Raw genomic sequence first — 26171 nt, forward strand, 5'->3', positions numbered from 1 at the left:
CCGGCCCGGTCGTTATGGTGGAGCCATGGCAGTCGTGAAGATCAACGCGATCGACGTCCCGCCCGGCGCCGGCGAGGAGCTGGAGAAGCGGTTCGCGGCCCGGGCCGGCGCGGTGGAGAACTCCCCCGGCTTCCTCGGCTTCGAGCTGCTCCGCCCGGTCGCCGGGGAGAGCCGCTACTTCGTCTACACGCGCTGGGAGTCCGAGGAGGCGTACCAGGCGTGGGCGGCCGGGCCGTCCCGGGCCGCGCACGCGGGCGGCGAGCAGCGCCGGCCGGTGGCCAGCGGCGCGAACCTGCTGGAGTTCGAGGTGGTCCAGCAGGTCCCTGGCAAGGCCTGAGCGATCAGGGCTGGCGGGCATCGGGCCCCCGCGATTAGAAGTCCGCGGGATAGGCACACCGGGCATGGCAGGGCAGTGCCGCGGGTGCCGGAAGAAGCGAGGTAGCCGGGAAGCTGGTTGTTGCCCTGTCATGGGCGTGGGATCATGCCGCCATGACTCGCCCGCCAGTAGCCAGCCGCCTGCTCGGCTGGCTGGTCGGCTCGGCTGCAGGTGGCCTGTTGATCGCAATGCCGGACACTGGGCCTCGGCTGTTCTCATTCAGCCGGACGCACGGGCCCTCGCTGGTGGATTTCGTCGGGATGGTCATCGCGGTGGTCGCGTGGCTGCCGGCCGTCTGGCTGATCTGGCGTCACCGACGGGCCCTGCGTGGCCTCACCGGCTGGCTCTCGGCCGGCCTGGCGCTGGTCGGTGTCGCGCTCCTGACCGTCACGATCGGCGGCGACCTCGGGCTCTGGTGGCTGGTCCCGGTCACGCTGTTGGTGGTTGCGCAGCTGATCGCGATGGGCTCGCTCGCCCGCTCGCCCGGTCGCCGCGAAGGCAGAGAAGCCCATTCCTCCGGCCGGACACCGGTTGAGCCTGCCGCCCAACCTGGACAACCTAGTTGATCTTTTCCCGCGTCGTGGCCCTGGATGTCCCGGCAGCTGGGAAGGGCTGAGCCCGGTCAGGGCTTGCGGCTGTCGACCAGCGAGGCGAACGCGATCACGTTGTCCTCGTAGCCGGTCCTGCCGCCCACCCACTCCCCGCCGCAGGTGATCAGGCGCAGTCCCGGCGGGCCGTCGTCGCCGTACACCCGGTCGGCCGGCAGGTTGGCCTTGTCGAAGTGCTCGACCGTGTCGACCTTGAAGGTCATCACGCTCCGGTCCGACCGGGTCACCTCGATCCGGTCGCCGGGCTTGAGCTTGCCGAGCTGGTAGAAGATCGCCGGGCCGCTCTTGGTGTCCACGTGCCCGACGATGATCGCCCGGCCCGGCTCGCCGGGCGTCGGGCTGCGGTCGTACCAGCCGGTCTGGTTGTGCTTGCTCAACGGCGGCACGGCGATCGAGCCGTCCCGGGCCTGCCCGACCGGGGTCACCGGCGCGCTGACCTTGATCGCCGGCACGGAGAGGCTGACCGGGCGGCTCGCCGGCAGCCGGCCGTCGGGCTGCGGGTCGCCCTGGCCGGGTCCCGCCGCGGCGTCGGCCCAGTCGAACGGCCCGGCGGTGCGGCCGAGCCCCGCCCCGGTGGCGAAGACCCCGATCAGCACCAGCACCACGGCCAGCGGCGCCGACCAGGGGCTGCGGCCGGCCCGCGGGTCGCGCCGGCCGGGTCGGGCGGCTGGCTGCGGAGCGGGATGCGAGGCCATGGCGGGACTCAGCGGCGGGCGGCGCCACGGACGGGACGGGGCCGGCGCGCCGCCACCACGCCGACGATCGCCCCGGCCAGGGTCAGCGCGAGTCCCATCGGCACGAGCAGCCCGCCGAGGCCGAGGCCGCTACCGGCGGTGCCGCCGAAGCCGGTCGCCGGTCCGCGGCTCGGCACCACCCGATTGACCACCTGGAGCATCGTCGACGCGGTCTGCCCGCCCGGGCACTCCAGCTTGATCCGGTAGTTGCCGGGACGGGTGCGCTCCCGGACCATCGGCGAGGCGGTCAGCAGCCCGCGCTGCGGCTGCACCTGCACCCGGCCGAAGGCGTCCGACACCACGGTCGCCGGCACCGAGTTGTCCCGGCAGCTCGCCCGGATGCCGACCAGGAAGCCGGGCTCCACGGTGCTCGGGGTGACCTCGACGAAGATCACGTCCTCGGGCGGCGGCTGCGACTGCCCCGGCTGGCCGGGGGCCGGCTCGGCGACGGGGACCGGGGCGGCCAGGGCGGGGACCGCCCCGACCAGCGGGGCGGCGAACGCGGCGGCCGCGATCACCAGCGCCGCGCGGCGCGTGACTGACACCATGACCCCTCCCGGCGCCGTAGGGCGGTACCGGGCAACGGTCCGCCCGTTATGCCGTACGGGATGAATCGTCTCACCCTCGGGCGTACATCACATCCGATACGCGGCAACCGTCGCGTACGCTCGGGTCGTTGTGACCTCCACCGACCAGAACCCCGCCGCCGCCCCGCCCGCGCACGCCGCGCGGATCCGGACCTTCCATCCCCGCCGGGGGCGGATGAGCGGCCGCCAGGTCGACGCGCTGGACCGGCTCTGGCCGGCGTACGGCCTGGACATCGCCGACCTCGACGGGCCGTTCGATCCGGCGGCCCTGTTCGGCCGGCGGGCCCCGCTGGTGCTGGAGATCGGTTCCGGCATGGGCGACGCCACCGGCGCGATGGCGGCGGCCGACCCGGACCGACACTATCTGGCGGTCGAGGTGCATACGCCCGGAATCGCCAACCTCCTCGACCTGGCGGAACGGCACGCGCTGGGCAACGTCCGGGTGGCCCGGGGCGACGCGTTGGACCTGGTCCGGGCGCTGCCGGAGGGCTCGCTCGACGCGGTGCACGTCTTCTTCCCCGACCCTTGGCCGAAGTCCCGGCACCACAAGCGCCGGCTGATCCAGCCCGGCCACGTGGCGCTGCTGCGCTCCCGGCTGGCCCCCGGCGGGACGCTGCACTGCGCCACCGACTGGGCCGAGTACGCCGAGTCGATGCGGGAGACGCTGACCGCCGACCCGGAGCTGGTCGACGTCCACGGCGACTTCGCCCCGCGCCCCGCCCACCGCCCGGTGACCAAGTTCGAGCGCCGAGCCCTCACCGCCGGCCGCCCGATCTTCGACCTGATCCACCGCCGGGTCGCCGCCACGCCCACGCCCGCCCGGGGCTGACCCCGCGGGCGTACCTCTCGGGTGGTCCACGCCCCGGCGGGATCGGGACGCACGGGACGGACCGCGCGCCCGGCGGGCGTCGCGGACGCCCCGGTTGGCGCGGCGGCCCATGATCCGGGCACCATGGGGGGCGCTATGACGCTCACTGCCGCGCTGCCTCGAAGCGCCGACCCCGACACCCTCTTCGACGCGTTCGCCGGCTGGGCGAAGGAGCGCGGCCTCGACCTCTACCCCCATCAGGAGGAGGCGGTCATCGAGATCGTCTCCGGCGCGAACCTGATCATGAACACGCCGACCGGCTCGGGCAAGAGCCTGGTCGCGATCGCCGCCCACTTCGCCGCCCTGGCCGACAACCGCACCACCTTCTACACCGCCCCGATCAAGGCCCTGGTGTCGGAGAAGTTCTTCGCCCTCTGCGAGGTCTTCGGCGCGGAGAACGTCGGCATGCTCACCGGCGACGCCAGCGTCAACGCCGACGCCCCGATCATCTGCTGCACCGCGGAGATCCTGGCCAACCTCGCGTTGCGCGAGGGCGCCCGGGCCGACGTCGGCCAGGTGATCATGGACGAGTTCCACTTCTACGCCGAGCCGGACCGGGGCTGGGCCTGGCAGGTGCCGATCATCGAACTGCCGCAGGCGCAGTTCGTGCTGATGTCCGCCACGCTCGGCGACACCACCCGGTTCGTCGACGACCTGACCCGGCGCACCGGCCGGCCGACCGCCGTCGTCCGCACGGCCGAGCGGCCCGTCCCGCTGCTGTTCTCGTACGCGATGACCCCGCTGCACGAGACCCTGGAGGAACTGCTCCAGACCAAGCAGGCCCCGGTGTACGTCGTGCACTTCACCCAGGCCGCCGCGCTGGAACGCGCGCAGGCGCTGATGAGCGTCAACGTCTGCACCCGCGCCGAGAAGGACATGATCGCGCAGGCCATCGGGAACTTCCGGTTCACCTCCGGCTTCGGCAAGACCCTGTCCCGGCTGGTCCGGCACGGCATCGGCGTGCACCACGCCGGCATGCTGCCCAAGTACCGCCGCCTGGTGGAGACCCTCGCCCAGGCCGGCCTGCTCAAGGTCATCTGCGGCACCGACACCCTCGGCGTCGGCATCAACGTGCCGATCCGCACCGTGCTCTTCACCGGCCTGTCCAAGTACGACGGGACCCGGACCCGGCTGCTCAAGGCCCGCGAGTTCCACCAGATCGCCGGGCGGGCCGGGCGGGCCGGGTTCGACACCCTCGGCCGGGTCGTGGTGCAGGCCCCCGAGCACGTCATCGAGAACGAGAAGGCGCTCGCCAAGGCCGGCGACGACCCGAAGAAGCGCCGCAAGGTGGTCAAGAAGAAGCCGCCGGAGGGTTCGATCGGCTGGGGCGAGCCGACCTTCCAGCGCCTGGTCGAGGCCGAGCCGGAGCCGCTGATCTCCAGCTTCCAGGTCAGCCACTCGATGCTGCTCAACGTGATCGGCCGGCCCGGCGACGCGTTCGCCTCGATGCGGCACCTGCTCACCGACAACCACGAGGACCGGGCCGCCCAGCGGAGGCACATCCGGCGGGCCATCGCCATCTACCGGGCGCTGCGGGCCGGCGGCGTGGTCGAGGAGCTGCCCGAGCCGGACGAGCAGGGCCGGCGGGTCCGGCTCACCGTCGACCTCCAGCTCGACTTCGCGCTCAACCAGCCGCTCTCCCCGCTCGCCCTCGCGACGATCGAGCTGCTGGACCAGGAGTCGCCGTCGTACGCCCTCGACGTGCTCTCCGTCATCGAGTCGATCCTCGACGACCCGCGCCAGGTGCTCTCCGCGCAGCAGTTCAAGGCGCGCGGCGAGGCGGTCGCCGCGATGAAGGCCGAGGGCATCGAGTACGAGGCCCGCCTCGAGCTGCTCGACGAGGTGACCTGGCCCAAGCCGCTCGCGGAGCTGCTGGACGGCGCCTACGAGATGTACCGGCAGGGGCACCCCTGGGTGGCCGACCACCAGCTCTCCCCCAAGTCCGTGGTGCGGGACATGTACGAGCGGGCGATGACCTTCACCGAGTACGTCAGCTTCTACGGGCTGTCCCGCTCCGAGGGCCTGGTGCTGCGGTACCTCGCCGACGCGTACAAGACGCTGCGGCAGACCGTGCCCGAGGACGCCAAGACCGAGGAGCTGGTCGACCTCATCGAGTGGCTGGGCGAGCTGGTCCGCCAGGTCGACTCCAGCCTGATCGACGAGTGGGAGCGGCTGCGCAACCCGTCGGACGTGGCGGAGGTGGCCCAGGCCCACGCGGCCCTGGACGACCGGCCGCCGGCCGTGACCCGCAACGCGCGGGCGTTCCGGGTGCTGGTGCGCAACGCGCTGTTCCGCCGGGTCGAGCTGGCCGCCCTGCGCCGCTGGGACCTGCTCGGCGAGCTCGACGCCGGGGACGGCTGGGGCGCCGACGCCTGGGCGGACGCGCTGGAGCCGTACTTCGACTCGTACGACTCGATCGGGGTGGGCCCGGACGCGCGCGGGCCGGCGCTGCTCATGATCGAGCAGGGTCGGGACCGCTGGACCGTCCGGCAGGTCCTCGACGACCCGGAGGGCGACCACGACTGGGGCATCAGCGCCGAGGTCGACCTGGCCGCCTCCGACGAGGTGGGCGCCGCGGTCGTCCGGATCACCGCCGTCGAGCAGCTGTAGGAATTTCTCTCCGAGGGGCCGTCCGGTGCGTCCGGACGGCCCCTTTTCTACCCTGGGCGATGTCAGGCCCGTCGATTAGAATGTATGTACTAATCGAGTTCCTGACCTGGGAGGATGCTCGTGACCGCGCCCATCTCCACCCCCCTGACGCCGTACGCCACCCTCCTCGGCTTCACCCGGTACGTGGACCGCACCGGGCCCACCAAGGCCACCTTCGTCGGCGGCCTGCGCAAGCAGCGCGCGAGCCGGCACGGGTTCAACCCGCACGGCCAGTTCGTCAAGGCGCTCAAGGCCGACATCGCGTTCCACACCGGCGGCACGCACCTGGCCCAGGTGCCCGATCTGGTCAAGCCCCGCTGGCGCCCGCTCTACCAGGCGCTCGTCCCCGGGGCGACCGCCTGGCTCCAGTCGCTCGGTGAGCCGGCCGGCGTCGACCTCGCCCAGACCCGGGACGCCCTGGCGATGCTCGGCGACCTGCCCGTAAAGATCAACCCCCACTTCGGCGTCCGGTACGCCGACGGCCGCGCCGAGGCGGTCCGCCTGCACTTCGACGAGGCGCCGCCCAGCGAGGAGGCGACGCTCGCCACCCTGCACCTGATGGCCCGGCACATGGACGCGGTCCTCCCGCACGCCGAGCCGGTCCTCGTCGACGTCCGCCGCGGCGAGGCCCACCGCATGCCCGAGACGGTCAAGCCCACGCAGGTCGAGCAGTGGCTGGCCGGCGAGGCCGCCGCGTTCCGTGCCATCTGGTCCACCGCCGCCTGACCCCCACCATGCCGACCCACGGACGGATGCCCGGAGAGAGGAGCGCTCGCTCCGGGCATCCGCCGGTGGGCACCCGCCGCCGGCTCAGCCGACCCGGTCCGGGGCGAAGCGGGCGAGCGGGTTGGCCAGCGTCCCGACGAACTGCAGCGACCCGGACGGGTCGGCCAGGTCGAGCATCTGCTGGTTGTCGCGCAGCTGCAGCCGGTTGAGACAGGACAGCGCGAACTCGGGCGCGAACAGGTCGTGGCGGTGGAGCCGGTCGGCCAGGTGCGGGACGCTGTCGGCGTAGTCCGCGACGCACCCGGCCACCGTTCGCCAGAACGTCTCCTCGTCGAGGATTCCCTCGGTGGCCAGGATCGCGTTGAGGTGCCGCAGGAAGCAGTCGAACACGTCGGTGAAGATCGACAGGATCTTGTCCTGCTCGGGGACGGCGACCCGGATCCGGCGTACCGGCGGGGGCAGGTCGGCGTCCGGGTCCATCACCACGATCTCCTCGGCGATGTCCTTGAAGATCACCCGCTCCACCGCCCCGTCGTGCAGCACGAGGATGACGTTCTCGCCGTGCGGCATGAACGCCAGGTCGTACGCGTACAGGCTGTGCAGCAGCGGGACCAGGTAGGCGTCGAGGTAGCGGCGCAGCCAGGCCGCGGGCGCGAGCCCGGACTCGGCGATCAGCGCGCCGGCGAACGACCGCCCCGCGCGGTCGACGTGCAGCAGCGACGCCATGGTGGCCAGCCGCCGGCCCGGCTCCAGCCCGGGCACCGGGCTCTCCCGCCAGAGCGCGGCGAGCATCTTCCGGTACGGGGAGTGCCGGTCGGTCGCCGCCTCGTACTGCCGGTGCCGGTAGCCGATCGCCGCCCGCTCGCGGAGGATCGACAGCCCGGCCCGCCGGAACACCGGGTCGGCGGCGACGAGGCCCGCGACCCAGTCGTTGATGGCCGGGGTGTGCTCCATGTACGCGGCGGAGAGCCCGCGCATGAAGCCCATGTTGAGCACCGACAGGGCGGTCTTCACGTAGTGCCGGCCCGGGTGGGTGACGTTGAAGAAGGTGCGGATCGACTGCTGCGCGAGGTACCCGTCCGGCCCCTCGCCGAGCGGCACCAGGCGGCGCCGGGCGACCTCGCCGGCGAAGGTGACGGCCAGCTTGTTCCACCACTGCCACGGGTGCACCGGGAGCAGCAGGTACCCGGCCGGGTCGAGGCCGAGCCCGGTGAGGGTACGGGCGAAGCCGGCGAGGGCGTCCTCGCCCAACTCGGCGCGGACCAGGGTGTCGTAGTCCAGATCGGCCGCGCAGGTGAAGGTGGTGTGGTCGCGGTGCGCGGCCAGCCAGACCAGCCGGACCGGCCGCCCGGCCTCCGGGGCGTACCGGTGGTACTCGTGCACCCCGAAACCGAGCCGGCCGTTGTTGGCCACGAAGCAGGGATGCCCCTCGGTCATCGCCGTCTCGATCCGCTGGAAGTCCGCCCGGACCAGGTCGACCGCGCTCACCTCCGGCCGGCCGAGCTTGTACGCGGCGCCGGCCAGGGTGGAGGTGATCTCCTCCAGGTAGACGGGCAGGACGGCGTCGGTGAGGCCGAGCGCGCCGCGCAGCTCGAGGCAGAGGTCGACGGCGTCCAGCGGCAGTTCCCGGCCGCCGGCGTGCCGGGTGATGCCGGCCGGGTCGAGCTGCCAGTGGTCGAGGGCCAGCACCCGGGCGGCGAAGCGATACTCCACCGCGCCGTCGTCGGCCCGCACCAGGTAACTGTCGCCGCCCTGCGGCTCCGGGGTGATCAGGCGCTCGTGGGCGAACTCGGCGAGGGCCTTGCGGACCAGCAGCCGGTTGGCGGCGGCCCAGTGCTGCGGGGTCAGGTGGGGCACGGAGGCGGCGGGGGTCACGCGGGCACGGCTCCTTCGGTGGCGGTCCGGAACTGCTCGCGGGTGCAGACGCTGAGCAGGGCGGTCTTCCCGGGCAGGGTGAGCGGTCCGACGACGGTGAAGCCGACGGCCGCGTTGAGCGCGTGCACCGCCGTGTTGCGCACGTCGGGTTCGACCACCACCCGACGGGTGCCCGGGTCGGCGAAGAGCCAGGCCAGCACCGTGGTGATCACCGCCCGGGTGAACCCGTGCACGGGGCTGTCCGGGGGCGCGCAGAGGAAGTGCATGCCGACGTCGCCCTCGGCGGCGTCGTACCGGCCGACGAGGTCGACGTGGGCGGGGTCGTACCGCTCGGCGAGGAAAGCCGGCCGGCCCCGCCACGACCCCAGGTACGCGTCGTGGTGCGGGTGTGCGGCGATCCGCCGGTACTCCTGCGCCACCCGGGTCACGTCGGCGTCCTGCATCAGCCAGAACGCCGACCTGGGGTGGGTGACCCAGCCGTGCAGCAGCGCGGCGTCGGTGTCCGGATCGACCCGGCGGAGCGTGAACTCGCCGAGGCGCGGGTCGACCCGGCGGTAGACCGTCCCGGTCATGACGCGACCCCCGCCGGGGCGCCGAATTCCTGGAAGGCGATCCGCCTCTCGATCGGGTAGTGCTCGCGCCCGGTCAGCTCCCGGATGATCCACGAGTTGCGGTACGCGCCCATGCCCAGGTCCGGCGAGGTGACGCTGTGGGCGTGGGTGGCCGCGTTCTGCAGGAAGATCCCCCGGCCGGTGTGGTCGATGCTGTAGTTGCGGGCGACCTCGAACCGTCCGTGGTCGTCCCAGCGGATCCGGTCCCGGATCGGCTCGAGGAAGCCGGGCACCCGGTACCGGTAGCCGGTGGCCAGCACCAGCCCCTCGGTGGTGAGGGCGAAGTCCCGGCCCTGCTCGACGTTGCGCAGCCCCAGGGTGTACGTCCCGTCCGCCGCGTGGTACCCGGCGGCGGTCAGCTCCGTGTTGGTCATCAGCCGGGTCGGCAGCGGAGCGGCGACGCTCCTGGCGTACAGCAGGTCGAAGATGCCGTTGATCAGGTCGGCGTCGATCCCCTTGAACAGCCCCTTCTGCTCCGCCTCCAGCCGGTAGCGGGTGGCCTCCGGCAGGGCGTGGAAGTAGTCCACGTAGTCCGGTGAGGTCAGCTCCAGGGTGAGCTTGGTGTACTCCAGCGGGAAGAACCGCGGCGAGCGGGTGACCCAGTTGAGCTGGTAGCCGTAGGTGTCGATGTCGGCGAGCAGGTCGTGGTAGATCTCGGCGGCGCTCTGCCCGCTGCCCACCACGGTGACGCTCCGCTTGGCGCGCAACGCGGCGCGGTGCTCCCGGTACCGCGCGTTGTGGATCGCGTCGCCGCCCAGCCCCCGGCAGGGCGGCGGCAGGTACGGCGGGGTGCCGGTGCCGAGCACCAGGTGCCGGGCCCGGTGGGTCACCCGCCCGCCCGCCGCGGCGCAGTGCACGACGTACCGCTCGTCGGCCGGGTCGTACTCCACGGCGGTCACCTCGTGGCCGAAGCGGACGCTCGGCAGCTTCGCCGCGGCCCACCGGCAGTAGTCGTTGTACTCGCTGCGCAGCGGGAAGAAGCTCTCCCGGATGTAGAACGGGTAGAGCCGGCCGGACTCCTTCAGGTAGTTGAGGAACGAGTAGGGCGAGGTGGGGTCGGCGAGGGTGACCAGGTCGGCGAGGAACGGGGTCTGCAGGCGGGTGGACTCCAGCAGCATGCCCGGGTGCCAGTCGAAGTTGTCGCGCGCCTCGAGGAAGAGACCGTCGAGGTCGCGGATCGGTGCGGTCAGACAGGCCAGCCCGAGGTTGTACGGGCCCAGCCCGACGGCGATGAAGTCGTGGGTCGACATGTGTCCTCCCGCTCAGCCCACGGGGCAGGACAGGTCGCCCGCCGTGCGGCTGCGCACGTACCCACCGGCGTGTCCGGCGATCAGGTCGAGGACGTGGGCGAGGTCGGCCACCGTGGTCTCCGGATTGAGCAGGGTGAGCTTCAGGTGGTGCGCGCCGTCGACCCGGGTGCCCGCGACGAGGGCCGCGCCGGAGGCCGCCAACGCCTCGCGGGCGTACAGGTTGGCGTCGTCGACCAGGTGCGGCGCGACGCCGGCGGGCCGCCAGCGGAACACCACGGTGCACAACGGCGACCGGGTCACCACCTCGAAGCGGGGGTCTCCGGTGAGCAGCCGCCAGGCGTCCGCGGCCCGGTCGATGACCTCGTCGAAGAGCGCGCCGACGGCGTCCGGCCCCATCACGCGCAGGGTCAGCCAGAGCTTCAGCGCGTCGAAGCGGCGGGTGGTCTGGATGCTCTTGTCGACCTGGTTGGGGATGTGCTGCTCGACCGCCCGGGCCGGGTTGAGGTAGTCGGCGTGCCAGGTGACGTGCCGCAGCACCCGGCGGTCGCGGACCAGCACCGCACTGGAGCTGACCGGCTGGAAGAACGACTTGTGGTAGTCGACGGTCACCGAGTCCGCCCGCTCGATGCCGTCCAGCAGGTGCCGCCGGGTCGGCGAGACCAGCAGCCCACAGCCGTACGCGGCGTCGACGTGCAGCCACACGCCGGCGGCGGCGCAGATGTCGGCGATCCGCGGCAGCGGGTCGATGGTGCCGAAGTCGGTGGTGCCGGCGGTGGCCACCACGGCCATCACCCGCAGCCCGTCCCGCCGGCAGCGGTCGATCTCCCGGGCCAGCTCGTCGGCGCGCATCCGCCGGTCGGTGTCGGTGCCCACGGTGAGCACCGCGTCGGCGTCGAGGCCGAGCAGCTTCGCCGCCTTCTGCACGCTGAAGTGGCCGGCCGCCGAGGTGATCAGCCGCAGCCGGGACAGCAGTTCGGGGCGGGACGGCCGGGCGCCGGCCCGCGCCCAGGCCTCCTCCCGGGCCAGCAGCAGCGCCTGCAGGTTCGACTGGGTGCCGCCGCTGGTGAACACCCCGTCGGCGGCGGGCCCGAGCCCGATCCGGTCGGCCGTCCAGTCGATCAGCCGGCGTTCGATGAGGGTGGCGCCGGCGCTCTGGTCCCAGGTGTCCATCGAGGAGTTCACCGCGCTGAGCACCGCCTCGCCGAGCAGCGCGGGGATCACCACCGGGCAGTTCAGGTGGGCCAGGTAGCGGGGGTGGTGGAAGAAAACCGCGTCGCGCAGGTAGACGTCGTGGAGCTCGTCGAGGGCCGCCCCGGTGTCGCCGAGCGGCCGGTCCAGGTCGATGCCCCGGACGCGCGGGGCCAGGTGCTGCGGGGTGACGCCGGTGCAGGGCCGGTCGACGGTGGCCACCCGGTCGGCCACCCGGCCGATCCCGTCGGCCAGCACCCGGCGGTAGCGCTCCAGCGAGCCGGCGGTGAACAGGTGATCCCGGCCGGCGCCGGTCGAGGGGGCCTGAACGGTTGCTCCGGGCAGACTCATGGCGGTCCTCAATGGTCGGAGGCGGACCCGAAGGGACGGTCGCGGCGACGCGCGATCCCCGGCGGTCCGGCGTTGATCGGGTGAAGTTAGGTTACCCTAACCTAAGTACAAGTCAACGCACCGCCGTCCGGCGGGTCCACAGTCGGCCGTCGCCGACCATCACGCCGGCGGGCCGAGCCCGGACATGCGAACGCGCCCGCCCGGCACAGGGCCGGACGGGCGCGGACGGTGGAACGGGATCAGGCGGCGGCCAGGTACTTCTCCAGGTCGTCGAGGATCTTGTTGGCGGCGCCGACGCCGATGCCGGTCATCCAGACCTCGTCGGAGACCACGTGGGCCTTGCCGGCCTTCACCGCGGACAGACCCTGCCAGAGGGTGCCGCCGGTGACCTTGGCCTGCTCGGCGGCGGCCTTCTCGCCGTACGCGGTCACGAAGATCACGTCACCGTCGACCTCGTTGACCCGCTCCGGGCTGACCAGGTCGAAGCGCTTGTCCTCCTTGCCGTCGAGCCGCTGCCGGGCCGGGCGACCCAGGCCGGTGTCGCCGACGACGATCCCGGAGAACGAGTCCGGGCCGTACACCCGGATGTTGCCCGGGATGAAGCGCACGATGGAGACCTCCCGCGACGCGGCGTCGCCGAGCTTCGCGCCGAAGTCCTTCGCCCGCTTCTCGTACGTGCTCAGCAGGTCCTTGGCCTGCTGCTCCCGGCCGAGGGCCTTGCCGTCGAGGAGCAGGTTCTCCTTCCAGGTGATGCCGACCTTCTCGGTGAAGACGGTCGGGGCGATCGCGCTCAGCTCGTCGTAGAACTTCTCCTGGCGGAACTTGCTGCCCAGGATGAGGTCCGGCTTCAGCGCGGTGATCGCCTCCAGGTCGGGCTCGGTGAGCACCCCGACCTCCTTGATTCCGGCCAGCTTCTCGGCGCCGAAGTAGGTCGGCCAGCTCTTCGCCTCACCGGCGGTGGCGGCGCCGACCGGCGTGACGCCCAAGGAGAGCGCCGTGTCGATCTTGTCGGTGTCGAGGACCACGACCCGCTTCGGGTCCGCCGGGACCTTGGTGGTGCCCATGGCGTGGGTGATCTCCCGGGTCTCCCCGGTGGCGGTGCCGGCGACCGGGTCGCTCTCCCCGCAGGCGGTCAGGCCCACGCCGAGGGCGACGGCCGCGGTGAGGGCGGCGGCGAGACGACGCATCAGATTCCTTTCGAAGGGTACGAGTCGACGCGCGGCAGGTCCGCGTCGGCGACGGAGGGGCGTGCCGCCGGAGCGGTCGGGCGCGCCAGGGACGGGCTGGTGAGGCCGGGCACCACGAGCGGCGCGCCGGTCACCGGGCAGGGCACGACCACGCAGTCGAGCCCGAAGACGTCGCGGACCAGGTCCGCGGTGAGGATCTCGCGCGGCGGGCCGGCCGCGACCACGCTGCCCTCGCGCATGGCGATCAGGTGGTCGGCGTACCGGGCGGCCTGGTTGAGGTCGTGCAGCACGGCGACCACGGTCCGGCCGCGTTCGGCGCGCAGCCGGTGCAGCAAATCCAGCACCTCCACCTGGTGGGCCAGGTCGAGGAAGGTGGTCGGCTCGTCCAGCAGCAGCGCCTCGGTGTCCTGGGCGAGGGTCATCGCGATCCAGACCCGCTGCCGCTGCCCGCCGGAGAGGGTGTCCACCGGCCGGTCGGCGAGCCCCGCGACGTCGGCCTGGGCCATCGCCCGGTCGACGGCGGCCGAGTCCTGCTCCGACCACTGCCGCCACCACCGCTGGTACGGCTGCCGGCCCCGGCCGACCAGGTCCGCCACGGTGACCCCCTCGGGCACCAGCGGGCTCTGCGGCAGCACGCCGAGGCGGCGGGCCACCTCGCGGGTGGGCAGGTCGCGGATCGCCGTACCGTCCAGCAGCACCGTGCCGCGGCGCGGGGTGAGCAGCCGGGCCATGGTGCGCAGCAGGGTGGACTTGCCGCAGGCGTTCGGCCCGACGATGACGGTGAAGGCGTCGGTGGGCAGGTCCAGGTCGAGCCCGTCCAGCACGGTCCGCTCGTCGTAGCCGACGGTCAGGTCGCGGGTCGAGAGCATCGGGCCAGGGGTGTCAGGGGTGCGGTTCACGCGGACCTCCGCCGCCGTCGGACCAGCAGGAACATCAGGTACGGACCACCGATGGCGGCGGTGAGCACGCCCGCCGGCAGTTGGGTGGGGGCGAAGAGCCGCCGGCCGGCCAGGTCGGCCAGCACCAGCAGCAGCGCGCCGACCAGGGCGGCGCAGACCAGTGGGGGCCGCTCGGCGCGGACCAGGCGGCGGGCCACCTGCGGGGCGACCAGCGCGACGAAGTCGACCGCGCCGACCTGGGCGGTGACGGTGGCGGCCAGCACGACGCCGGTGACGGCCAGGCCCACCCGGCGGGCCACCGGGCGCAGCCCGATCCCCCGGGCGGTGTCGTCGTCCAGCGCGGTGCCGTTCAGCGCCCAGCCGGCCCAGGCCAGCACCGGCAGCAGGACGGCCAGGGTGAGCGCGATCCACGCCGTCTCGGACCAGCCCCGGCCGGCCAGGGTGCCGATCAGCCAGATCTGCGCCCGCAGTCCGTCGATCGGGTCGGCGGAGAGCATGACCACCTCGGTCAGCGCCCGCAGGGCGAACGCGACGGCCACCCCGGCCAGCACGAACCGCTGGGCGGCCAGGCCGTGCCGAGTGCCGAGGGCGAGCAGCAGCAGCGCGGCGGCCAGCCCGCCGAGCAGCGCCGCCGGGGCGACCAGCACGGCGGCGGCACCGGTGGTGATCGCGACGGTGGCGGCCAGGCCGGCGCCCTGGGTGATACCGATGACGTCCGGGCTGGCCAGCGGGTTGCGGGCGACGCTCTGGATGAGCGTGCCGGCGGTCCCGAAGGCCGCCCCGGCCGTCGCGGCCAGCACGATCCGCGGCAGCCGCAGGTCGCGCACCACCAGGTCGTACGGGGTGCCGGCGCCCGACAGCGACCGGAGCACGTCGGCCGGGGCGACGTACGGGGTGCCGAGGGAGAGGCTGAGCACGACGGCGGCGGCGAGCAGCACGGCCGTCACGGCAGCGACCAGGACCGCGCGGCGGCGGACCTGCACGCTGACCGGCCCGAGCCGCAGCAGCGATCGACCGGGCAGCCCGGCGTACGTCGGGCGGGACGACTCGACGGCGGTCACGCGGTCACCACCTTCGCGCGGCGGACCAGGTACGCCAGCAGTGGGGCGCCGATCAGCGCGGTGACGATCCCGGCCGGCACCTCACCGGGCGGGGCGACCAGCCGGCCGACGACGTCGGCGCCGAGCAGCAGGGCCGGCCCGAGCAGGGCGGAGACCGCCAGGGTCCACCGGTGGTCGGCGCCGACCAGCGCCCGGGCCAGGTGCGGCACGGCGAGCCCGACGAAGGCGATCGGTCCGGCGGCGGCCACCGCGGCGCCGGTGAGCAGCACGGCGGCGGCGCCGCCGCCGAGGCGGACCAGGCCGATCCGGTGGCCGAGGCCGCGGGCCACGTCGTCGCCGAGGGCGAGCGCGTCGAGGCCCCGGGCGACCAGCGCGGCCAGCGCCAGCCCGGCCAGGACGAACGGCAGCACCTGTCCGGCGACGCCGACGTCCCGGCCGGTCAGCCCGCCGACCACCCAGAAGCGGTACTCCTCGAAGGTGCGCGCGTCGATGATGAGCATGGCGTACACCCCGGCGGCGAGACTGGCGTCGAGGGCCGCGCCGACCAGCGCGAGGGTGACCGGGCTGGCGCCCTCGCGGGTGCCGCTGGCCACGGCGAGGACGAGCAGGCCGGCGGCGAGCGCGCCGGCGACGCCGAACCAGACGTACCCGGCGAGGCTGCCGACGCCGAAGACCGCGATGGCGAGCACCACGCCGAACGAGGCGCCGGCGCTGATGCCGAGGATCCGCGGTTCGGCGAGGGGGTTGCGGGTGAGCGCCTGGAAGAGCACCCCGGCGACGGCGAGCGCGAGGCCGACGATCAGCCCCAGCGCCGTACGCGGCAGGCGCAGCTCCCGGACGATGGTGGTGGCCTCGCCGCCGTCGGGAGCGGTGAGCGCCTGCCACACCTGGTCGACGGCGAGCGGGCGGCTGCCGAGGGCGAGGCTGGCGAGCAGGGCCAGGACCAGCAGCAGGGCTGCCGCCGCGGCGATCGCCGCTCGGCGGCCGGGCCGCCGGCGGCTCGGGACGCCGGCCCGCTGGGGTCGGGTGGCGACGGTGGTCACGGCAGAGTTCCGCCCTCTCAGCTTAGGATCGCCTTACCTTAGCCGAGTCGGTTAGGCGGGCCTAACTCGGATTCGTCGATGCCGGCTCGGTCGGGCCGGCCCGGGCGGTGCAGGCCCCCCCGGATGGGGCCGCTACCGGCAACCGGCGGACAATCAGGGCTTTTCCGCCCCTAGGCTGGCCGCATGCGATTCGACCAGCACACCGTCGTCCTCCTGGTCCGCCCGCCGGACCCGCCCGAGCTGCCGCTGGACGCGGTCGACCGCCTCCAGGACGCGCACCTCGCCCATCAGGCCGGGCTGGTGGAGCAGGGCGCGGTCCTCGCCGCCGGCCCGTGCCTCGGCGCCGACGACGAACGGCTGCACGGCTTCGCCGTGCTCTCGGTGGACCCCGAGATGGCCCGCGAGCTGTACGCCAACGACCCGGCCGTCCGGGCCGGACGGCTGGTCGCCCAGGTGATGAGCTGGATGGTGCCGGAGGGCAACGTGCGCTTCGAGCAGGTGCCGGTCCCCCGGTCCATGCTGGAGGCGGCGTCGGGCGACTGACCCGGGCTCAGTCCTCCGCCGCCGGGCGGCTGCCGGGCACCACGGGCATCGGCCACACCCCGGTCCGGGGCACCGTCGCCAACTCCACCTGCTGGTCGGCCCAGACGTACGTCTCGGGCAGCAGGTCGGCCACCGAGACCGCGCGCAGCCCGTCCACCGGGCCGACGATCACCTTGATCGACGGGAAGTAGTCGAGCAGCACCTGCCGGCAGCGACCGCACGGCGGGATGACGCCCCGGCCCCGGTCCCCCACCGCGACGATGGTCTCCAGCTCGGTCACGCCCTGGGTGGCGGCGGCACCGATCGCCACCACCTCGGCACACGGTCCGCCGGTGAAGTGGTAGACGTTCACGCCGGTGAACACCCGCCCGTCGGCGCTGCGCGCGGCGGCGGCGACGGTGTGGTTCTCGCTGCGGCAGCGCAGCTTGGCGACGGCGGTGGCCGCCTGCACCAGCGCCCGGTCGGTGTCCCGCATGATCATCCCGTCCGTCGAGCATGTCGGTCGGCGGCCACTCTAGCCCGGCGACCGGCCCCGACCGGGGAGGGCGCGCGCGGGTGCGGTCCGCGCCGCCGCCACCCGCGCCGGTCGGCGGGCGGTAACCCGGCGGCACTTCGCCGCGGGGCTGCCTATTCTTGGCGACGACATGCAGAATCCAGCCGTACCCGCCGCGCCCGACTCCGTTCGCGAGCTGCACCGCCGCCTCCCCGCCCTGATGTTCCGCGACCAGCGCCGGCTGCAGCGGCGGCTGGACGGGGTCCGCCGGCTGCGCGACCCGCAGCGCCGGGACGCTGCGCTCGCCGAGATCAGCGCCGACGTGACGCGGGCCGAGGCGCGGCTGGCGAGCCGGCGGGCGGCCGTGCCGGTGATCACCTATCCGGCGCAGTTGCCGGTCAGCGAGCGCCGGGACGACATCGCCGCCGCGATCCGGGACCACCAGGTGGTGATCGTGGCCGGCGAGACCGGCTCCGGCAAGACCACCCAGCTGCCCAAGATCTGCCTGGAGCTGGGGCGCGGGATCGGCGGGCTGATCGGGCACACCCAGCCCCGCCGGCTCGCCGCCCGTACGGTCGCGGACCGGATCGCCGAGGAGCTCGGCACCGAGCTGGGCGACGTGGTGGGCTACAAGGTCCGCTTCACCGACCAGGTGGGCGAGAACAGCCTGGTCAAGCTGATGACCGACGGCATCCTCCTGGCCGAGCTGCAGACCGACCGGATGCTCCGCCAGTACGACACGCTGATCATCGACGAGGCGCACGAGCGCAGCCTCAACATCGACTTCATCCTGGGTTACCTCCGCCAGCTCCTCCCCCGCCGCCCCGACCTCAAGGTGATCATCACCTCCGCGACCATCGAGACCGACCGCTTCGCCCGGCACTTCGCCGACGCCGAGGGGCAGCCGGCGCCGATCGTCGAGGTCTCCGGGCGTACCTACCCGGTGGAGGTGCGGTACCGGCCGCTGGTCGAGGTGACCGAGGCCGAGGAGGAGGACGCCGACGAGGAGAACGTCCGCGACCAGATCCAGGCGATCGGCGACGCGGTCGAGGAGCTGGCCGCCGAGGGTCCCGGCGACATCCTGGTCTTCCTCAGCGGCGAACGGGAGATCCGGGACACCGCCGACGCGCTGGGCAAGCTGGTGCAGAAGAAGCGGTCGCTGCTGGGCACCGAGATCCTGCCGCTGTACGCCCGCCTCTCCTCCGCCGAACAGCACCGGGTCTTCGCCCCGCACGCCGGACGCAGGGTGGTGCTCGCCACCAACGTGGCGGAGACCTCGCTGACCGTCCCCGGCATCAAGTACGTGGTGGACCCGGGCACGGCGCGGATCTCCCGCTACTCCAGCCGACTCAAGGTGCAGCGGCTGCCGATCGAGCCGGTCTCGCAGGCCTCGGCCAACCAGCGCAAGGGGCGCTGCGGTCGTACCTCCGACGGCATCTGCATCCGGCTCTACGACGAGCAGGACTTCGAATCCCGGCCGGAGTTCACCGACCCGGAGATCCTGCGGACCAACCTGGCCTCGGTCATCCTCCAGATGACCTCGATCGGGCTGGGCGACATCGCCGCGTTCCCGTTCATCGACCCGCCGGACCGGCGCAACGTCGCCGACGGCGTGAACCTGCTGCACGAGCTGGGCGCGCTCGACCCGACCGAGGCGGATCCGGCGAAGCGGCTCACCCCGCTGGGCCGGCGGCTGGCCCAGCTCCCGGTCGACCCGCGGCTGGCCCGGATGGTCCTGGAGGGCGAGCGCAACGGCTGCGCGACCGAGGTGGTGGTGATCGCCGCCGCGCTGTCCATCCAGGACCCGCGCGAGCGGCCGGCGGAGAAGCAGGCCCAGGCCGACCAGGCGCACGCCCGGTTCGCCGACTCCGAGTCGGACTTCGTCGCCTTCCTCAACCTCTGGCGGTACCTGCGCGAGCAGCAGCGGGCGCTGTCGTCCAGCGCGTTCCGCCGGATGTGCAAGGCGGAATACCTGAACTACCTGCGGGTCCGCGAGTGGCAGGACATCGTCAGCCAGTTGCGCCAGGTGCTGCGTACCCCGGAAGGAGGGCGACCGGCGCGCGACGGCGACGGCCGGCGCGGCCCCGCCGCGGACCTGCCGGAGGAGATCGACACCCCGAAGGTGCACCAGTCGCTGCTGCCCGGCCTGCTCTCCCACGTCGGGCTCAAGGACGCCCAGAAGCACGAGTACCTGGGGGCGCGGGGGGCGAAATTCGCGCTCTTCCCCGGCTCGGCGCTGTTCAGGAAGCCGCCGCGCTGGGTGATGGCCGCCGAGCTGGTGGAGACCTCCCGGCTCTGGGGCCGGGTGAACGGCCGGATCGAGCCGGAGTGGGTCGAACCGCTGGCCCAGCACCTGGTCAAGCGCAGCTACAGCGAGCCGCACTGGGAGAAGAAGCAGGCCGCGGTGATGGCCTACGAGAAGGTCACCCTGTACGGCATCCCGCTGGTCACCTCCCGCAAGGTCAACTTCGGCCGGATCGACCCGGCGCTGTCCCGGGAGCTGTTCATCCGGCACGCCCTGGTGGAGGGCGACTGGCAGACCCACCACCAGTTCTGGCGGGACAACCAGAAGCTGCTGACCGAGATCGAGGAGCTGGAGAGCCGGGCCCGGCGGCGGGACATCCTGGTCGACGACGAGACGATCTTCGGCTTCTACGACGAGCGGATCCCCGCCGACGTGGTCTCCGGCCGGCACTTCGACTCCTGGTGGAAGAAGACCCGCCGGGAGCGGCCCGACCTGCTCACCTTCACCCGCGAGCTGCTGGTCAACGCCGGCCGCGGCGGGGTGGACGAGGCCGACTACCCGGACGAGTGGCGGGCCGACGGGGTGGCGCTGCCGCTGACCTACCGCTTCGAGCCGGGCACCCCCACCGACGGGGTGACCGTCGACATCCCGCTGCCGATGCTCAACCAGGTGCCGGCGGAGAGCTTCGACTGGCAGGTGCCGGGGCTGCGCGAGGAGCTGGTGGTCGCGCTGATCCGGTCGCTGCCGAAGGCGATCCGGCGCAACTTCGTCCCGGTGCCCGACTACGCCCGGGCGGCGCTGGCCGCGATGCCGGCCGGCGAGGAGCCGCTGCTCGACGCGCTCACCCGGCAGCTGCGCCGGATGACCGGGGTCACCGTTCCCCGGGACGCCTGGGACGTGGCGAAGCTGCCGCCGCACCTGCGGGTGACCTTCCGGGTGCTCGGCGAGGACGACCAGCCGGTCGCCGAGGGCAAGGACCTGCCGACCCTGCAACGCCGGCTCCGCCAGGAGGTACGCCAGGTCGTCGCCGCCGCCGCGCCGGACGTGGCCCGGAGCGGCCTGACCCAGTGGAGCATCGGCACCCTGCCCCGCACCATCGAGCAGGTCCGCGCCGGGTACGCGGTGACCGCGTACCCGGCCCTGGTGGACGAGGGCACCACGGTCGGGGTGAAGGTCTTCGACTCGGAGGCGGAGCAGGCCGCCGCGCACTGGGCGGGGACCCGGCGGCTGCTGCGGCTGACCGTGCCGTCGCCGGCGAAGTTCCTCCAGGGGCGGCTGTCCAACGAGGCGAAGCTGGCGCTGAGCCGCAACCCGCACGGCGGGGTGCAGCAGCTCATCGAGGACGCGGCCGGCGCGGCGATCGACAAGCTGATCGCCGACGCGGGCGGCCCGGCCTGGGACGCCGAGGGCTTCGCGGCGCTGCGCGACAAGGTCCGCGCCGACCTCGTGGACACGGTCGTCGACGTGATGGACCGGGTCCGCCGGGTGCTCGCCGCCGCGTACGCGGTGGAGCAGCGGCTCGGCGCGACCCGGAACCTGGCCGTGGTGGCCGCCCTCGCCGACATCCGCAACCAGCTCTCCGGCCTGGTGCACTCCGGTTTCGTCACCGAGGCCGGGTACGCCCGGCTGCCCGACCTGCTGCGCTACCTGACCGCGATCGAGCGCCGGCTGGACCGGTTGCCCGGCAACCCGCAGCGGGACAAGCAGCAGCAGGACCGGATCGCGGTGGTGCAGAAGGAGTACCAGGACATGCTCGCCGCACTGCCGCCGGCCCGCCGAAACTCGGCGGCGGTGCGGCAGATCCGCTGGATGATCGAGGAGCTGCGGGTGAACGTCTTCGCCCAGGCCCTCGGCACCCCGTACCCGGTCTCGGAGCAGCGGATCTACCGGGCGATGGACGACGCCGAGGCCCGCTGAGCCGCCCCGTCACGACAGCGGCTCGACGCCCGGCGGGAGCTGGTCGGTGGCGGTGGCGTCGTGGACGTACTCGAGCAGGATGCGGCGGAGTTCGCGGCCGGCGTGGGTGGGCACGACGTCGCGCCGGCGGGCCACCCCGATGGTCCGGCGTACGCCGGGCGGGGCGAGCCGGGTGACCCGGATGCCGGGGCGGCGGGCGACCACGATGCCGGGCACCAGGGCGACGCCGAGCCCGGCCTCGACGAAGCTGAGCACGGCGTCCATCTCCCCGCCGTCGACCGAGAGGGTCGGTTCGAACCCGGCGTCCCGGCAGGCGTGGAGGGTGGCGTCGCGCAGGTCGTAGCCCTCCCGGAACATCACCAGCGGCTGATCGCGCAGGTCGGTGATGCGCAGCTCGCCGGTGGCCGAGGTGGCCGGCAGCGGGTCCACCGAGGCGACCACCAGGCTCTCCCGCAGGATCGGGTCGGCGCGCAGGCCCGGGTCGGTGCCGGCCGACGGCATGATGATCAGCGCCAGGTCGAGGTCACCGCGGAGCAGGTCGCGGACCAGGTCCTGCGAGCCGCCCTCCTCCACCCCGAGGTCGACGGCGGGGTGCGCGTCGCGGAACCGGCGCAGCACCGGCGGCGCCAGGGAGGTGGCCAGGCTGGGGGTGGCGCCGAGGCGGACCCGGCCCCGGCGCAGCCCGACCAGTTCCTGCACCTCCCGGGTGGCGGTGTCGACGTCGGCGAGGATCCGCTTGGCCAACGGGAGCAGCACCTCGCCGGCCGTGGTGAGGGCGATGTTGCCCCTTACCCGTTCGAGGAGCGGGGCCCCGAGGCCGGCCTCAAGGGCGTGAATTTGCTTACTCAACGAGGGCTGGGTTATGCCGACCAGGTCGGCAGCTTGGGTGAAATGTCGTACTTCTGCGACCGCCACGAAGTACCGGAGCTGATGGAGCTGCATCTGCATAGCCTACGGCTATCAAGACTGCGAGGTCGATGCATTGGACGACTGATCAAACTGCTCCTAGCGTCGGTCGTGTGGTAATCACGAAAACTCGGTCGCCCATCCGCTCGAACGTCGGCCTGAAGGCCGTCATGGCGGTGACGGGCCTTCTCCTGGTGCTGTTCCTCGTCGCGCACATGCTCGGCAACCTGAAGGTGTTCACGGGGGAGACCTCGTTCGACCACTACGCGCACTGGCTGCGCGACATCGGCACGCCGCTGCTGCCCCACACCTGGTACCTGTGGATCCAGCGCACCGTGCTCACCGTCGCCGTGGTGGCCCACATCGTGGCCGCCACCGTGCTGGCCCGCCGCGCCCGCGCCGCCCGCCCGGTCAAGTACGCGCACCGCAAGAAGGTGCAGGGCAGCTACGCGGCCCGGACCATGCGCTGGGGTGGGGTGATCATCCTGCTCTTCGTGATCTACCACATCCTGGACCTGACCACCGGTCACCTGAACCCGCAGGGCGACGCCAGCAACCCCTACGGCAATGTGGTCGCCGACTTCGCGCCGGAGCGCTGGTACGTCACGCTCTTCTACACCCTCGCCGTCGTCACGGTGGGCTTCCACCTGCGCCACGGCGCCTTCAGCGCGTTCCGCAGCCTCGGCCAGCAGACGCCGAAGGGCGAGCGCCGCGCCCGTACCGGCGCGCTGGTCCTGGCCGTCGCGCTCTGCGCCGGCTACCTGGTGGTCCCGTTCGCCGTACTCACCGGATTGGTGTCCTGACCATGGATCTCTTCATCGAGGGCGACCCGATCGCCGACACCAAGGCTCCCGAGGGCCCGATCGAGACCCGCTGGGACCGCCGCCGCTTCGAGGCGAAGCTGGTCAACCCGGCCAACCGCCGCAAGATGACGGTGATCGTGGTGGGCACCGGCCTGGCCGGCGGCTCCGCCGCGGCCACCTTGGCCGAGCAGGGCTACCGGGTGAAGTCCTACTGCTACCAGGACAGCCCGCGCCGGGCCCACTCGATCGCCGCGCAGGGCGGCATCAACGCCGCCAAGAACTACCGCAACGACGGCGACTCGGTGCACCGGCTCTTCTACGACACCGTCAAGGGCGGCGACTTCCGCTCCCGCGAGTCGAACGTGCACCGGCTGGCCGAGGTCTCGGTCAACATCATCGACCAGTGCGTCGCGCAGGGCGTGCCGTTCGCTCGCGAGTACGGCGGCCTGCTCGACACCCGCTCGTTCGGTGGGGCGCAGGTGCAGCGCACCTTCTACGCTCGGGGCCAGACGGGCCAGCAGCTGCTGCTCGGCGCGTACCAGGCGCTGGAGCGGCAGATCGGCCTCGGCAACGTGGAGATGAACGCCCGGCACGAGATGCTGGAGCTGATCATCGTGGACGGCAAGGCCCGGGGCATCGTGGTCCGGGACCTGGTCACCGGCGAGATCACCACCGAGATGGCCGACGCGGTCGTGCTCGCCTCCGGCGGCTACGGCAACGTCTTCTACCTCTCCACCAACGCCAAGGGCTGCAACGTCACCGCCACCTGGCGGGCGCACCGCAAGGGCGCGTACTTCGCGAACCCCTGCTACACGCAGATCCACCCGACCTGCATCCCGGTCTCCGGCGACCACCAGTCGAAGCTGACCCTGATGAGCGAGTCGCTGCGCAACGACGGCCGGGTCTGGGTGCCGAAGGCCAAGGGCGACGACCGCGCGCCGCGGGACATCCCCGAGGACGAGCGGGACTACTACCTGGAGCGGATCTACCCCTCCTTCGGCAACCTGGTCCCCCGGGACATCGCCTCCCGCGCCGCGAAGAACGTCTGCGACGAGGGCCGGGGCGTCGGCCCGACGAAGCTCGGCGTCTACCTCGACTTCGCGGACGCGATCAACCGGCTCGGCCGCAAGGCGATCGAGGCCAAGTACGGCAACCTCTTCGAGATGTACGAGCGGATCACCGGCGAGGACCCGTACGAGGTCCCGATGCGGATCTACCCCGCCGTGCACTACACGATGGGCGGCCTCTGGGTCGACTACGACCTCCAGTCGACCATCCCGGGCCTGTTCGTGATCGGCGAGGCGAACTTCTCCGACCACGGCGCGAACCGGCTCGGCGCCTCGGCGCTGATGCAGGGCCTGGCCGATGGCTACTTCGTGCTGCCCAGCACCATCGCCAACTACCTGGCCTCCGGCCCGTTCGACAAGGTCGAGGCCAGCCACCCGGCGGTGGTCGAGGCGCGCGCCGACGTCGAGGACCGGATCCAGCGGCTGCTGGCCGTCGACGGCGACCGGACGGTGGACTCGTTCCACCGGGAGCTGGGCCAGATCATGTGGGAGCACTGCGGCATGGAGCGCAGCGAGGCCGGTCTGCGCAAGGCGATCGACGAGATCCGCGCGCTGCGCGAGCAGTTCTGGCAGCGGGTCCGCGTCCCGGGCGACGGCGAAGGGCTCAACCAGTCGCTGGAGAAGGCCGGCCGGGTGGCCGACTTCTTCGAGCTGGCCGAGCTGATGTGCATCGACGCCCTGCACCGCGAGGAGTCCTGCGGCGGCCACTTCCGGGCCGAGCACCAGACCCCGGACGGTGAGGCGCAGCGCGACGACGAGCACTTCGCGTACGTGGCGGCCTGGGAGTACACCGGCACCGGCGAGCCGTCCGTGCTGCACAAGGAAGACCTGAAGTTCGAATACGTCCACCCCACGCAGCGGAGCTACAAGTGAACCTGACCCTGCGCATCTGGCGCCAGAAGGGCCCTGAGGACAAGGGTCGGATGGTGACCTACCAGGTCGACGACGTCTCCCCGGACATGTCGTTCCTGGAGATGCTCGACGTGCTCAACGAGCGGCTGATCCTCGCCGGCGAGGAGCCGGTGGCCTTCGACCACGACTGCCGCGAGGGCATCTGCGGCATGTGCGGCCTGATGATCAACGGCGACGCGCACGGGCCGCAGCGCGGCACCACCGCCTGCCAGCTGCACATGCGGCAGTTCTCCGACGGCGAGACGATCGACATCGAGCCGTGGCGGGCCCGGGCCTTCCCGGTCATCAAGGACCTGGTGGTCAACCGGAACGCCTTCGACAAGATCATCGCGGCCGGTGGGTACATCACCGCGCCGACCGGCAGCGCCCCCGAGGCGCACTCCACGCCGGTGGCCAAGGCCAACGCGGACGCCGCCTTCGAGTCGGCCGCCTGCATCGGCTGCGGCGCCTGCGTGGCGGCCTGCCCGAACGGCTCCGGCATGCTCTTCACGGCCGCCAAGGTCACCCAGCTCTCGCTGCTGCCGCAGGGCCAGCCGGAGCGGTACACCCGGGTGATCGGCATGGTCGACGCGCACGACGAGGCCGGCTTCGGCGGCTGCACCAACGCCGGTGAGTGCACCGTGGTCTGCCCGAAGGGCATCCCGCTGAACACGATCGGCCGGCTCAACCGCGACTACCTCGCGGCGACCGCCAAGCGCGGCGACACCCCGGGCACCTGAGCCCGGCCGTCCACCAGCGCCGACACCGACCGCCGTGCCCTGTCCGGGGTGCGGCGGTCGGCCTTTCCGGCCTTTTCCCCGGGTACGGGCCCTGGCGGTTGTTGCCGGCACGCTACGAAGCTGATGACGTCAACGTCATCGGGTGGGACCCGGCCTCGTCGGGCCCCGGTGGCTCGCGGTCTTGTCGGTGGTTGCGCTCGCGCTTCTGGCTTTCGGGGTCCCGCTTCCGACCTGGTTGCGCCTGGGGGCTGGGGGCTGGGGGCGACCGTCCCCGGCTCCGGGCGGTCAGGCTTGATCCCTGCGCCGGGGACGGTCACCCCCAGCCCCGTCGTGGTCGGCCGCCGCCCGCCCGTCACTGTCTTTCTCTGGTACGCCCCACCGCCTGCGATCTTGGACAGTTTCCGTTCGCTGCTGACGCCAACTCTCCAAGATCTCGGGAAGTGCAGACGCCGCTGGCCGGCACCCTCGTCGGGGTGCCGGCCAGCGGCTCGTTGCGTGTTGCTTGGTCAGGTCAGCTGTTCCAGTGCTGGGCGACGAGGTGGGCGGCCTGCTG

General features: G+C 72.9%; 22 protein-coding genes. 10 read left to right on the forward strand and 12 right to left on the reverse strand.

Annotation, left to right across the window (positions count from 1 at the left end; all coding sequences use genetic code 11):
• Positions 1 to 25 precede the first annotated feature (25 nt).
• Entirely contained in the window at positions 26 to 337 is a 312-nt protein-coding gene (locus ACFOYX_RS12070; RefSeq protein WP_109806063.1) for an antibiotic biosynthesis monooxygenase, read from the forward strand.
• A 152-nt stretch (positions 338 to 489) separates the two neighbouring features.
• The gene (locus tag ACFOYX_RS12075) at positions 490 to 942 is read left to right on the forward strand and encodes a hypothetical protein (protein ID WP_322442919.1); all 453 of its coding nucleotides are present in this window, start codon (positions 490 to 492) and stop codon (positions 940 to 942) included.
• A 56-nt stretch (positions 943 to 998) separates the two neighbouring features.
• On the opposite strand, the gene ACFOYX_RS12080 is transcribed toward ACFOYX_RS12075, so the two are convergent.
• A complete protein-coding gene (locus tag ACFOYX_RS12080) occupies positions 999 to 1679 on the reverse strand; it encodes a class F sortase (protein WP_322442920.1) in 681 nt (226 codons plus the stop codon).
• Positions 1680 to 1687: 8 nt separating this feature from the next.
• On the reverse strand, positions 1688 to 2266 hold the full coding sequence (locus ACFOYX_RS12085; RefSeq protein WP_322442921.1) for a hypothetical protein: 579 nt from the start codon (positions 2264 to 2266) through the stop codon (positions 1688 to 1690).
• A gap of 130 nt (positions 2267 to 2396) precedes the next feature.
• On the opposite strand from ACFOYX_RS12085, the gene trmB reads away from it, so the two are divergent.
• The 3 genes from trmB (at position 2397) to ACFOYX_RS12100 (ending at position 6548) form a co-directional block, all read left to right on the forward strand.
• Complete coding sequence (trmB, locus tag ACFOYX_RS12090; protein ID WP_109806058.1) at positions 2397 to 3134, forward strand: tRNA (guanosine(46)-N7)-methyltransferase TrmB; 738 nt, start codon at positions 2397 to 2399, stop codon at positions 3132 to 3134.
• Between the two features lie 135 nt (positions 3135 to 3269).
• Positions 3270 to 5783 carry a DUF3516 domain-containing protein gene (locus ACFOYX_RS12095; protein WP_322442922.1) on the forward strand — a complete coding sequence of 838 codons (2514 nt, stop codon included), beginning with the start codon at positions 3270 to 3272 and terminating at the stop codon, positions 5781 to 5783.
• 120 nt (positions 5784 to 5903) lie between these two features.
• A complete protein-coding gene (locus ACFOYX_RS12100) occupies positions 5904 to 6548 on the forward strand; it encodes a hypothetical protein (protein ID WP_322442923.1) in 645 nt (214 codons plus the stop codon).
• Between the two features lie 84 nt (positions 6549 to 6632).
• Here the strand turns inward: ACFOYX_RS12100 and ACFOYX_RS12105 are convergent, their stop codons facing one another.
• The 8 genes from ACFOYX_RS12105 to ACFOYX_RS12140 form a co-directional block, all read right to left on the reverse strand.
• Entirely contained in the window at positions 6633 to 8423 is a 1791-nt protein-coding gene (locus ACFOYX_RS12105; RefSeq protein WP_322442924.1) for an IucA/IucC family siderophore biosynthesis protein, read from the reverse strand.
• Positions 8420 to 8995 carry a GNAT family N-acetyltransferase gene (locus tag ACFOYX_RS12110; protein WP_322442925.1) on the reverse strand — a complete coding sequence of 192 codons (576 nt, stop codon included), beginning with the start codon at positions 8993 to 8995 and terminating at the stop codon, positions 8420 to 8422. The genes ACFOYX_RS12105 and ACFOYX_RS12110 overlap by 4 nt, the downstream gene beginning before the upstream one ends.
• Positions 8992 to 10284, reverse strand: coding sequence for a lysine N(6)-hydroxylase/L-ornithine N(5)-oxygenase family protein (locus tag ACFOYX_RS12115; RefSeq protein WP_322442926.1), 1293 nt, complete (start codon positions 10282 to 10284; stop codon positions 8992 to 8994). Before ACFOYX_RS12115 ends, ACFOYX_RS12110 begins: the two co-directional genes overlap by 4 nt.
• Before the next feature lie 12 nt (positions 10285 to 10296).
• Positions 10297 to 11823, reverse strand: coding sequence for an aspartate aminotransferase family protein (locus tag ACFOYX_RS12120; protein WP_322442927.1), 1527 nt, complete (start codon positions 11821 to 11823; stop codon positions 10297 to 10299).
• A gap of 239 nt (positions 11824 to 12062) precedes the next feature.
• Positions 12063 to 13010, reverse strand: a complete 948-nt coding sequence (locus ACFOYX_RS12125; RefSeq protein WP_322442928.1) for an iron-siderophore ABC transporter substrate-binding protein — start codon at positions 13008 to 13010, stop codon at positions 12063 to 12065.
• A complete protein-coding gene (locus tag ACFOYX_RS12130; RefSeq protein WP_322442938.1) occupies positions 13010 to 13879 on the reverse strand; it encodes an ABC transporter ATP-binding protein in 870 nt (289 codons plus the stop codon). Before ACFOYX_RS12130 ends, ACFOYX_RS12125 begins: the two co-directional genes overlap by 1 nt.
• 26 nt (positions 13880 to 13905) lie before the next feature.
• Entirely contained in the window at positions 13906 to 14970 is a 1065-nt protein-coding gene (locus ACFOYX_RS12135) for an iron ABC transporter permease (protein ID WP_322442929.1), read from the reverse strand.
• Positions 14967 to 16013, reverse strand: a complete 1047-nt coding sequence (locus tag ACFOYX_RS12140; RefSeq protein WP_322442930.1) for an iron ABC transporter permease — start codon at positions 16011 to 16013, stop codon at positions 14967 to 14969. The genes ACFOYX_RS12135 and ACFOYX_RS12140 overlap by 4 nt, the downstream gene beginning before the upstream one ends.
• 183 nt (positions 16014 to 16196) lie before the next feature.
• Between ACFOYX_RS12140 and ACFOYX_RS12145 the strand changes: the two genes are divergently transcribed.
• Positions 16197 to 16556, forward strand: a complete 360-nt coding sequence (locus ACFOYX_RS12145) for a YciI family protein (RefSeq protein WP_322442931.1) — start codon at positions 16197 to 16199, stop codon at positions 16554 to 16556.
• A gap of 7 nt (positions 16557 to 16563) precedes the next feature.
• Here the strand turns inward: ACFOYX_RS12145 and ACFOYX_RS12150 are convergent, their stop codons facing one another.
• The gene (locus tag ACFOYX_RS12150; RefSeq protein WP_322442932.1) at positions 16564 to 17031 is read right to left on the reverse strand and encodes a cytidine deaminase; all 468 of its coding nucleotides are present in this window, start codon (positions 17029 to 17031) and stop codon (positions 16564 to 16566) included.
• 169 nt (positions 17032 to 17200) lie between these two features.
• Between ACFOYX_RS12150 and hrpA the strand changes: the two genes are divergently transcribed.
• Positions 17201 to 21211 carry an ATP-dependent RNA helicase HrpA gene (gene hrpA, locus ACFOYX_RS12155; RefSeq protein WP_322442933.1) on the forward strand — a complete coding sequence of 1337 codons (4011 nt, stop codon included), beginning with the start codon at positions 17201 to 17203 and terminating at the stop codon, positions 21209 to 21211.
• A 9-nt stretch (positions 21212 to 21220) separates the two neighbouring features.
• Here hrpA and ACFOYX_RS12160 read toward each other — a convergent pair whose 3' ends face one another.
• The gene (locus tag ACFOYX_RS12160) at positions 21221 to 22159 is read right to left on the reverse strand and encodes a LysR family transcriptional regulator (protein ID WP_322442934.1); all 939 of its coding nucleotides are present in this window, start codon (positions 22157 to 22159) and stop codon (positions 21221 to 21223) included.
• A gap of 29 nt (positions 22160 to 22188) precedes the next feature.
• Between ACFOYX_RS12160 and ACFOYX_RS12165 the strand changes: the two genes are divergently transcribed.
• The 3 genes from ACFOYX_RS12165 to ACFOYX_RS12175 are packed head-to-tail and all read left to right on the forward strand — an operon-like array spanning position 22189 to position 25618.
• Entirely contained in the window at positions 22189 to 22920 is a 732-nt protein-coding gene (locus ACFOYX_RS12165; protein WP_201750056.1) for a succinate dehydrogenase cytochrome b subunit, read from the forward strand.
• A 2-nt stretch (positions 22921 to 22922) separates the two neighbouring features.
• Complete coding sequence (locus tag ACFOYX_RS12170; protein ID WP_322442935.1) at positions 22923 to 24860, forward strand: fumarate reductase/succinate dehydrogenase flavoprotein subunit; 1938 nt, start codon at positions 22923 to 22925, stop codon at positions 24858 to 24860.
• Positions 24857 to 25618, forward strand: a complete 762-nt coding sequence (locus ACFOYX_RS12175) for a succinate dehydrogenase/fumarate reductase iron-sulfur subunit (RefSeq protein WP_109806044.1) — start codon at positions 24857 to 24859, stop codon at positions 25616 to 25618. The genes ACFOYX_RS12170 and ACFOYX_RS12175 overlap by 4 nt, the downstream gene beginning before the upstream one ends.
• Positions 25619 to 26171 lie beyond the last annotated feature (553 nt).

The organism is Micromonospora sp. GCM10011541, assembly GCF_042650725.1.
Taxonomy (GTDB): Bacteria; Actinomycetota; Actinomycetes; order Mycobacteriales; family Micromonosporaceae; genus Micromonospora; species Micromonospora sicca.

Excerpts from the sequence above, each read along its gene's own strand:
- ACFOYX_RS12170 (WP_322442935.1), top strand. The coding sequence starts at position 22,923 with ATGGATCTCTTCATCGAGGGCGACCCGATCGCCGACACCAAGGCTCCC.
- ACFOYX_RS12130 (WP_322442938.1), bottom strand. The coding sequence starts at position 13,879 with ATGCTCTCGACCCGCGACCTGACCGTCGGCTACGACGAGCGGACCGTG.
- ACFOYX_RS12150 (WP_322442932.1), bottom strand. The coding sequence starts at position 17,031 with ATGCGGGACACCGACCGGGCGCTGGTGCAGGCGGCCACCGCCGTCGCC.
- ACFOYX_RS12110 (WP_322442925.1), bottom strand. The coding sequence starts at position 8,995 with ATGACCGGGACGGTCTACCGCCGGGTCGACCCGCGCCTCGGCGAGTTC.
- ACFOYX_RS12085 (WP_322442921.1), bottom strand. The coding sequence starts at position 2,266 with ATGGTGTCAGTCACGCGCCGCGCGGCGCTGGTGATCGCGGCCGCCGCG.
- ACFOYX_RS12075 (WP_322442919.1), top strand. The coding sequence starts at position 490 with ATGACTCGCCCGCCAGTAGCCAGCCGCCTGCTCGGCTGGCTGGTCGGC.
- ACFOYX_RS12145 (WP_322442931.1), top strand. The coding sequence starts at position 16,197 with ATGCGATTCGACCAGCACACCGTCGTCCTCCTGGTCCGCCCGCCGGAC.
- ACFOYX_RS12070 (WP_109806063.1), top strand. The coding sequence starts at position 26 with ATGGCAGTCGTGAAGATCAACGCGATCGACGTCCCGCCCGGCGCCGGC.
- ACFOYX_RS12160 (WP_322442934.1), bottom strand. The coding sequence starts at position 22,159 with ATGCAGATGCAGCTCCATCAGCTCCGGTACTTCGTGGCGGTCGCAGAA.
- ACFOYX_RS12080 (WP_322442920.1), bottom strand. The coding sequence starts at position 1,679 with ATGGCCTCGCATCCCGCTCCGCAGCCAGCCGCCCGACCCGGCCGGCGC.
- hrpA (WP_322442933.1), top strand. The coding sequence starts at position 17,201 with ATGCAGAATCCAGCCGTACCCGCCGCGCCCGACTCCGTTCGCGAGCTG.
- ACFOYX_RS12125 (WP_322442928.1), bottom strand. The coding sequence starts at position 13,010 with ATGCGTCGTCTCGCCGCCGCCCTCACCGCGGCCGTCGCCCTCGGCGTG.
- ACFOYX_RS12115 (WP_322442926.1), bottom strand. The coding sequence starts at position 10,284 with ATGTCGACCCACGACTTCATCGCCGTCGGGCTGGGCCCGTACAACCTC.
- ACFOYX_RS12120 (WP_322442927.1), bottom strand. The coding sequence starts at position 11,823 with ATGAGTCTGCCCGGAGCAACCGTTCAGGCCCCCTCGACCGGCGCCGGC.
- ACFOYX_RS12095 (WP_322442922.1), top strand. The coding sequence starts at position 3,270 with ATGACGCTCACTGCCGCGCTGCCTCGAAGCGCCGACCCCGACACCCTC.
- ACFOYX_RS12165 (WP_201750056.1), top strand. The coding sequence starts at position 22,189 with ATGCATTGGACGACTGATCAAACTGCTCCTAGCGTCGGTCGTGTGGTA.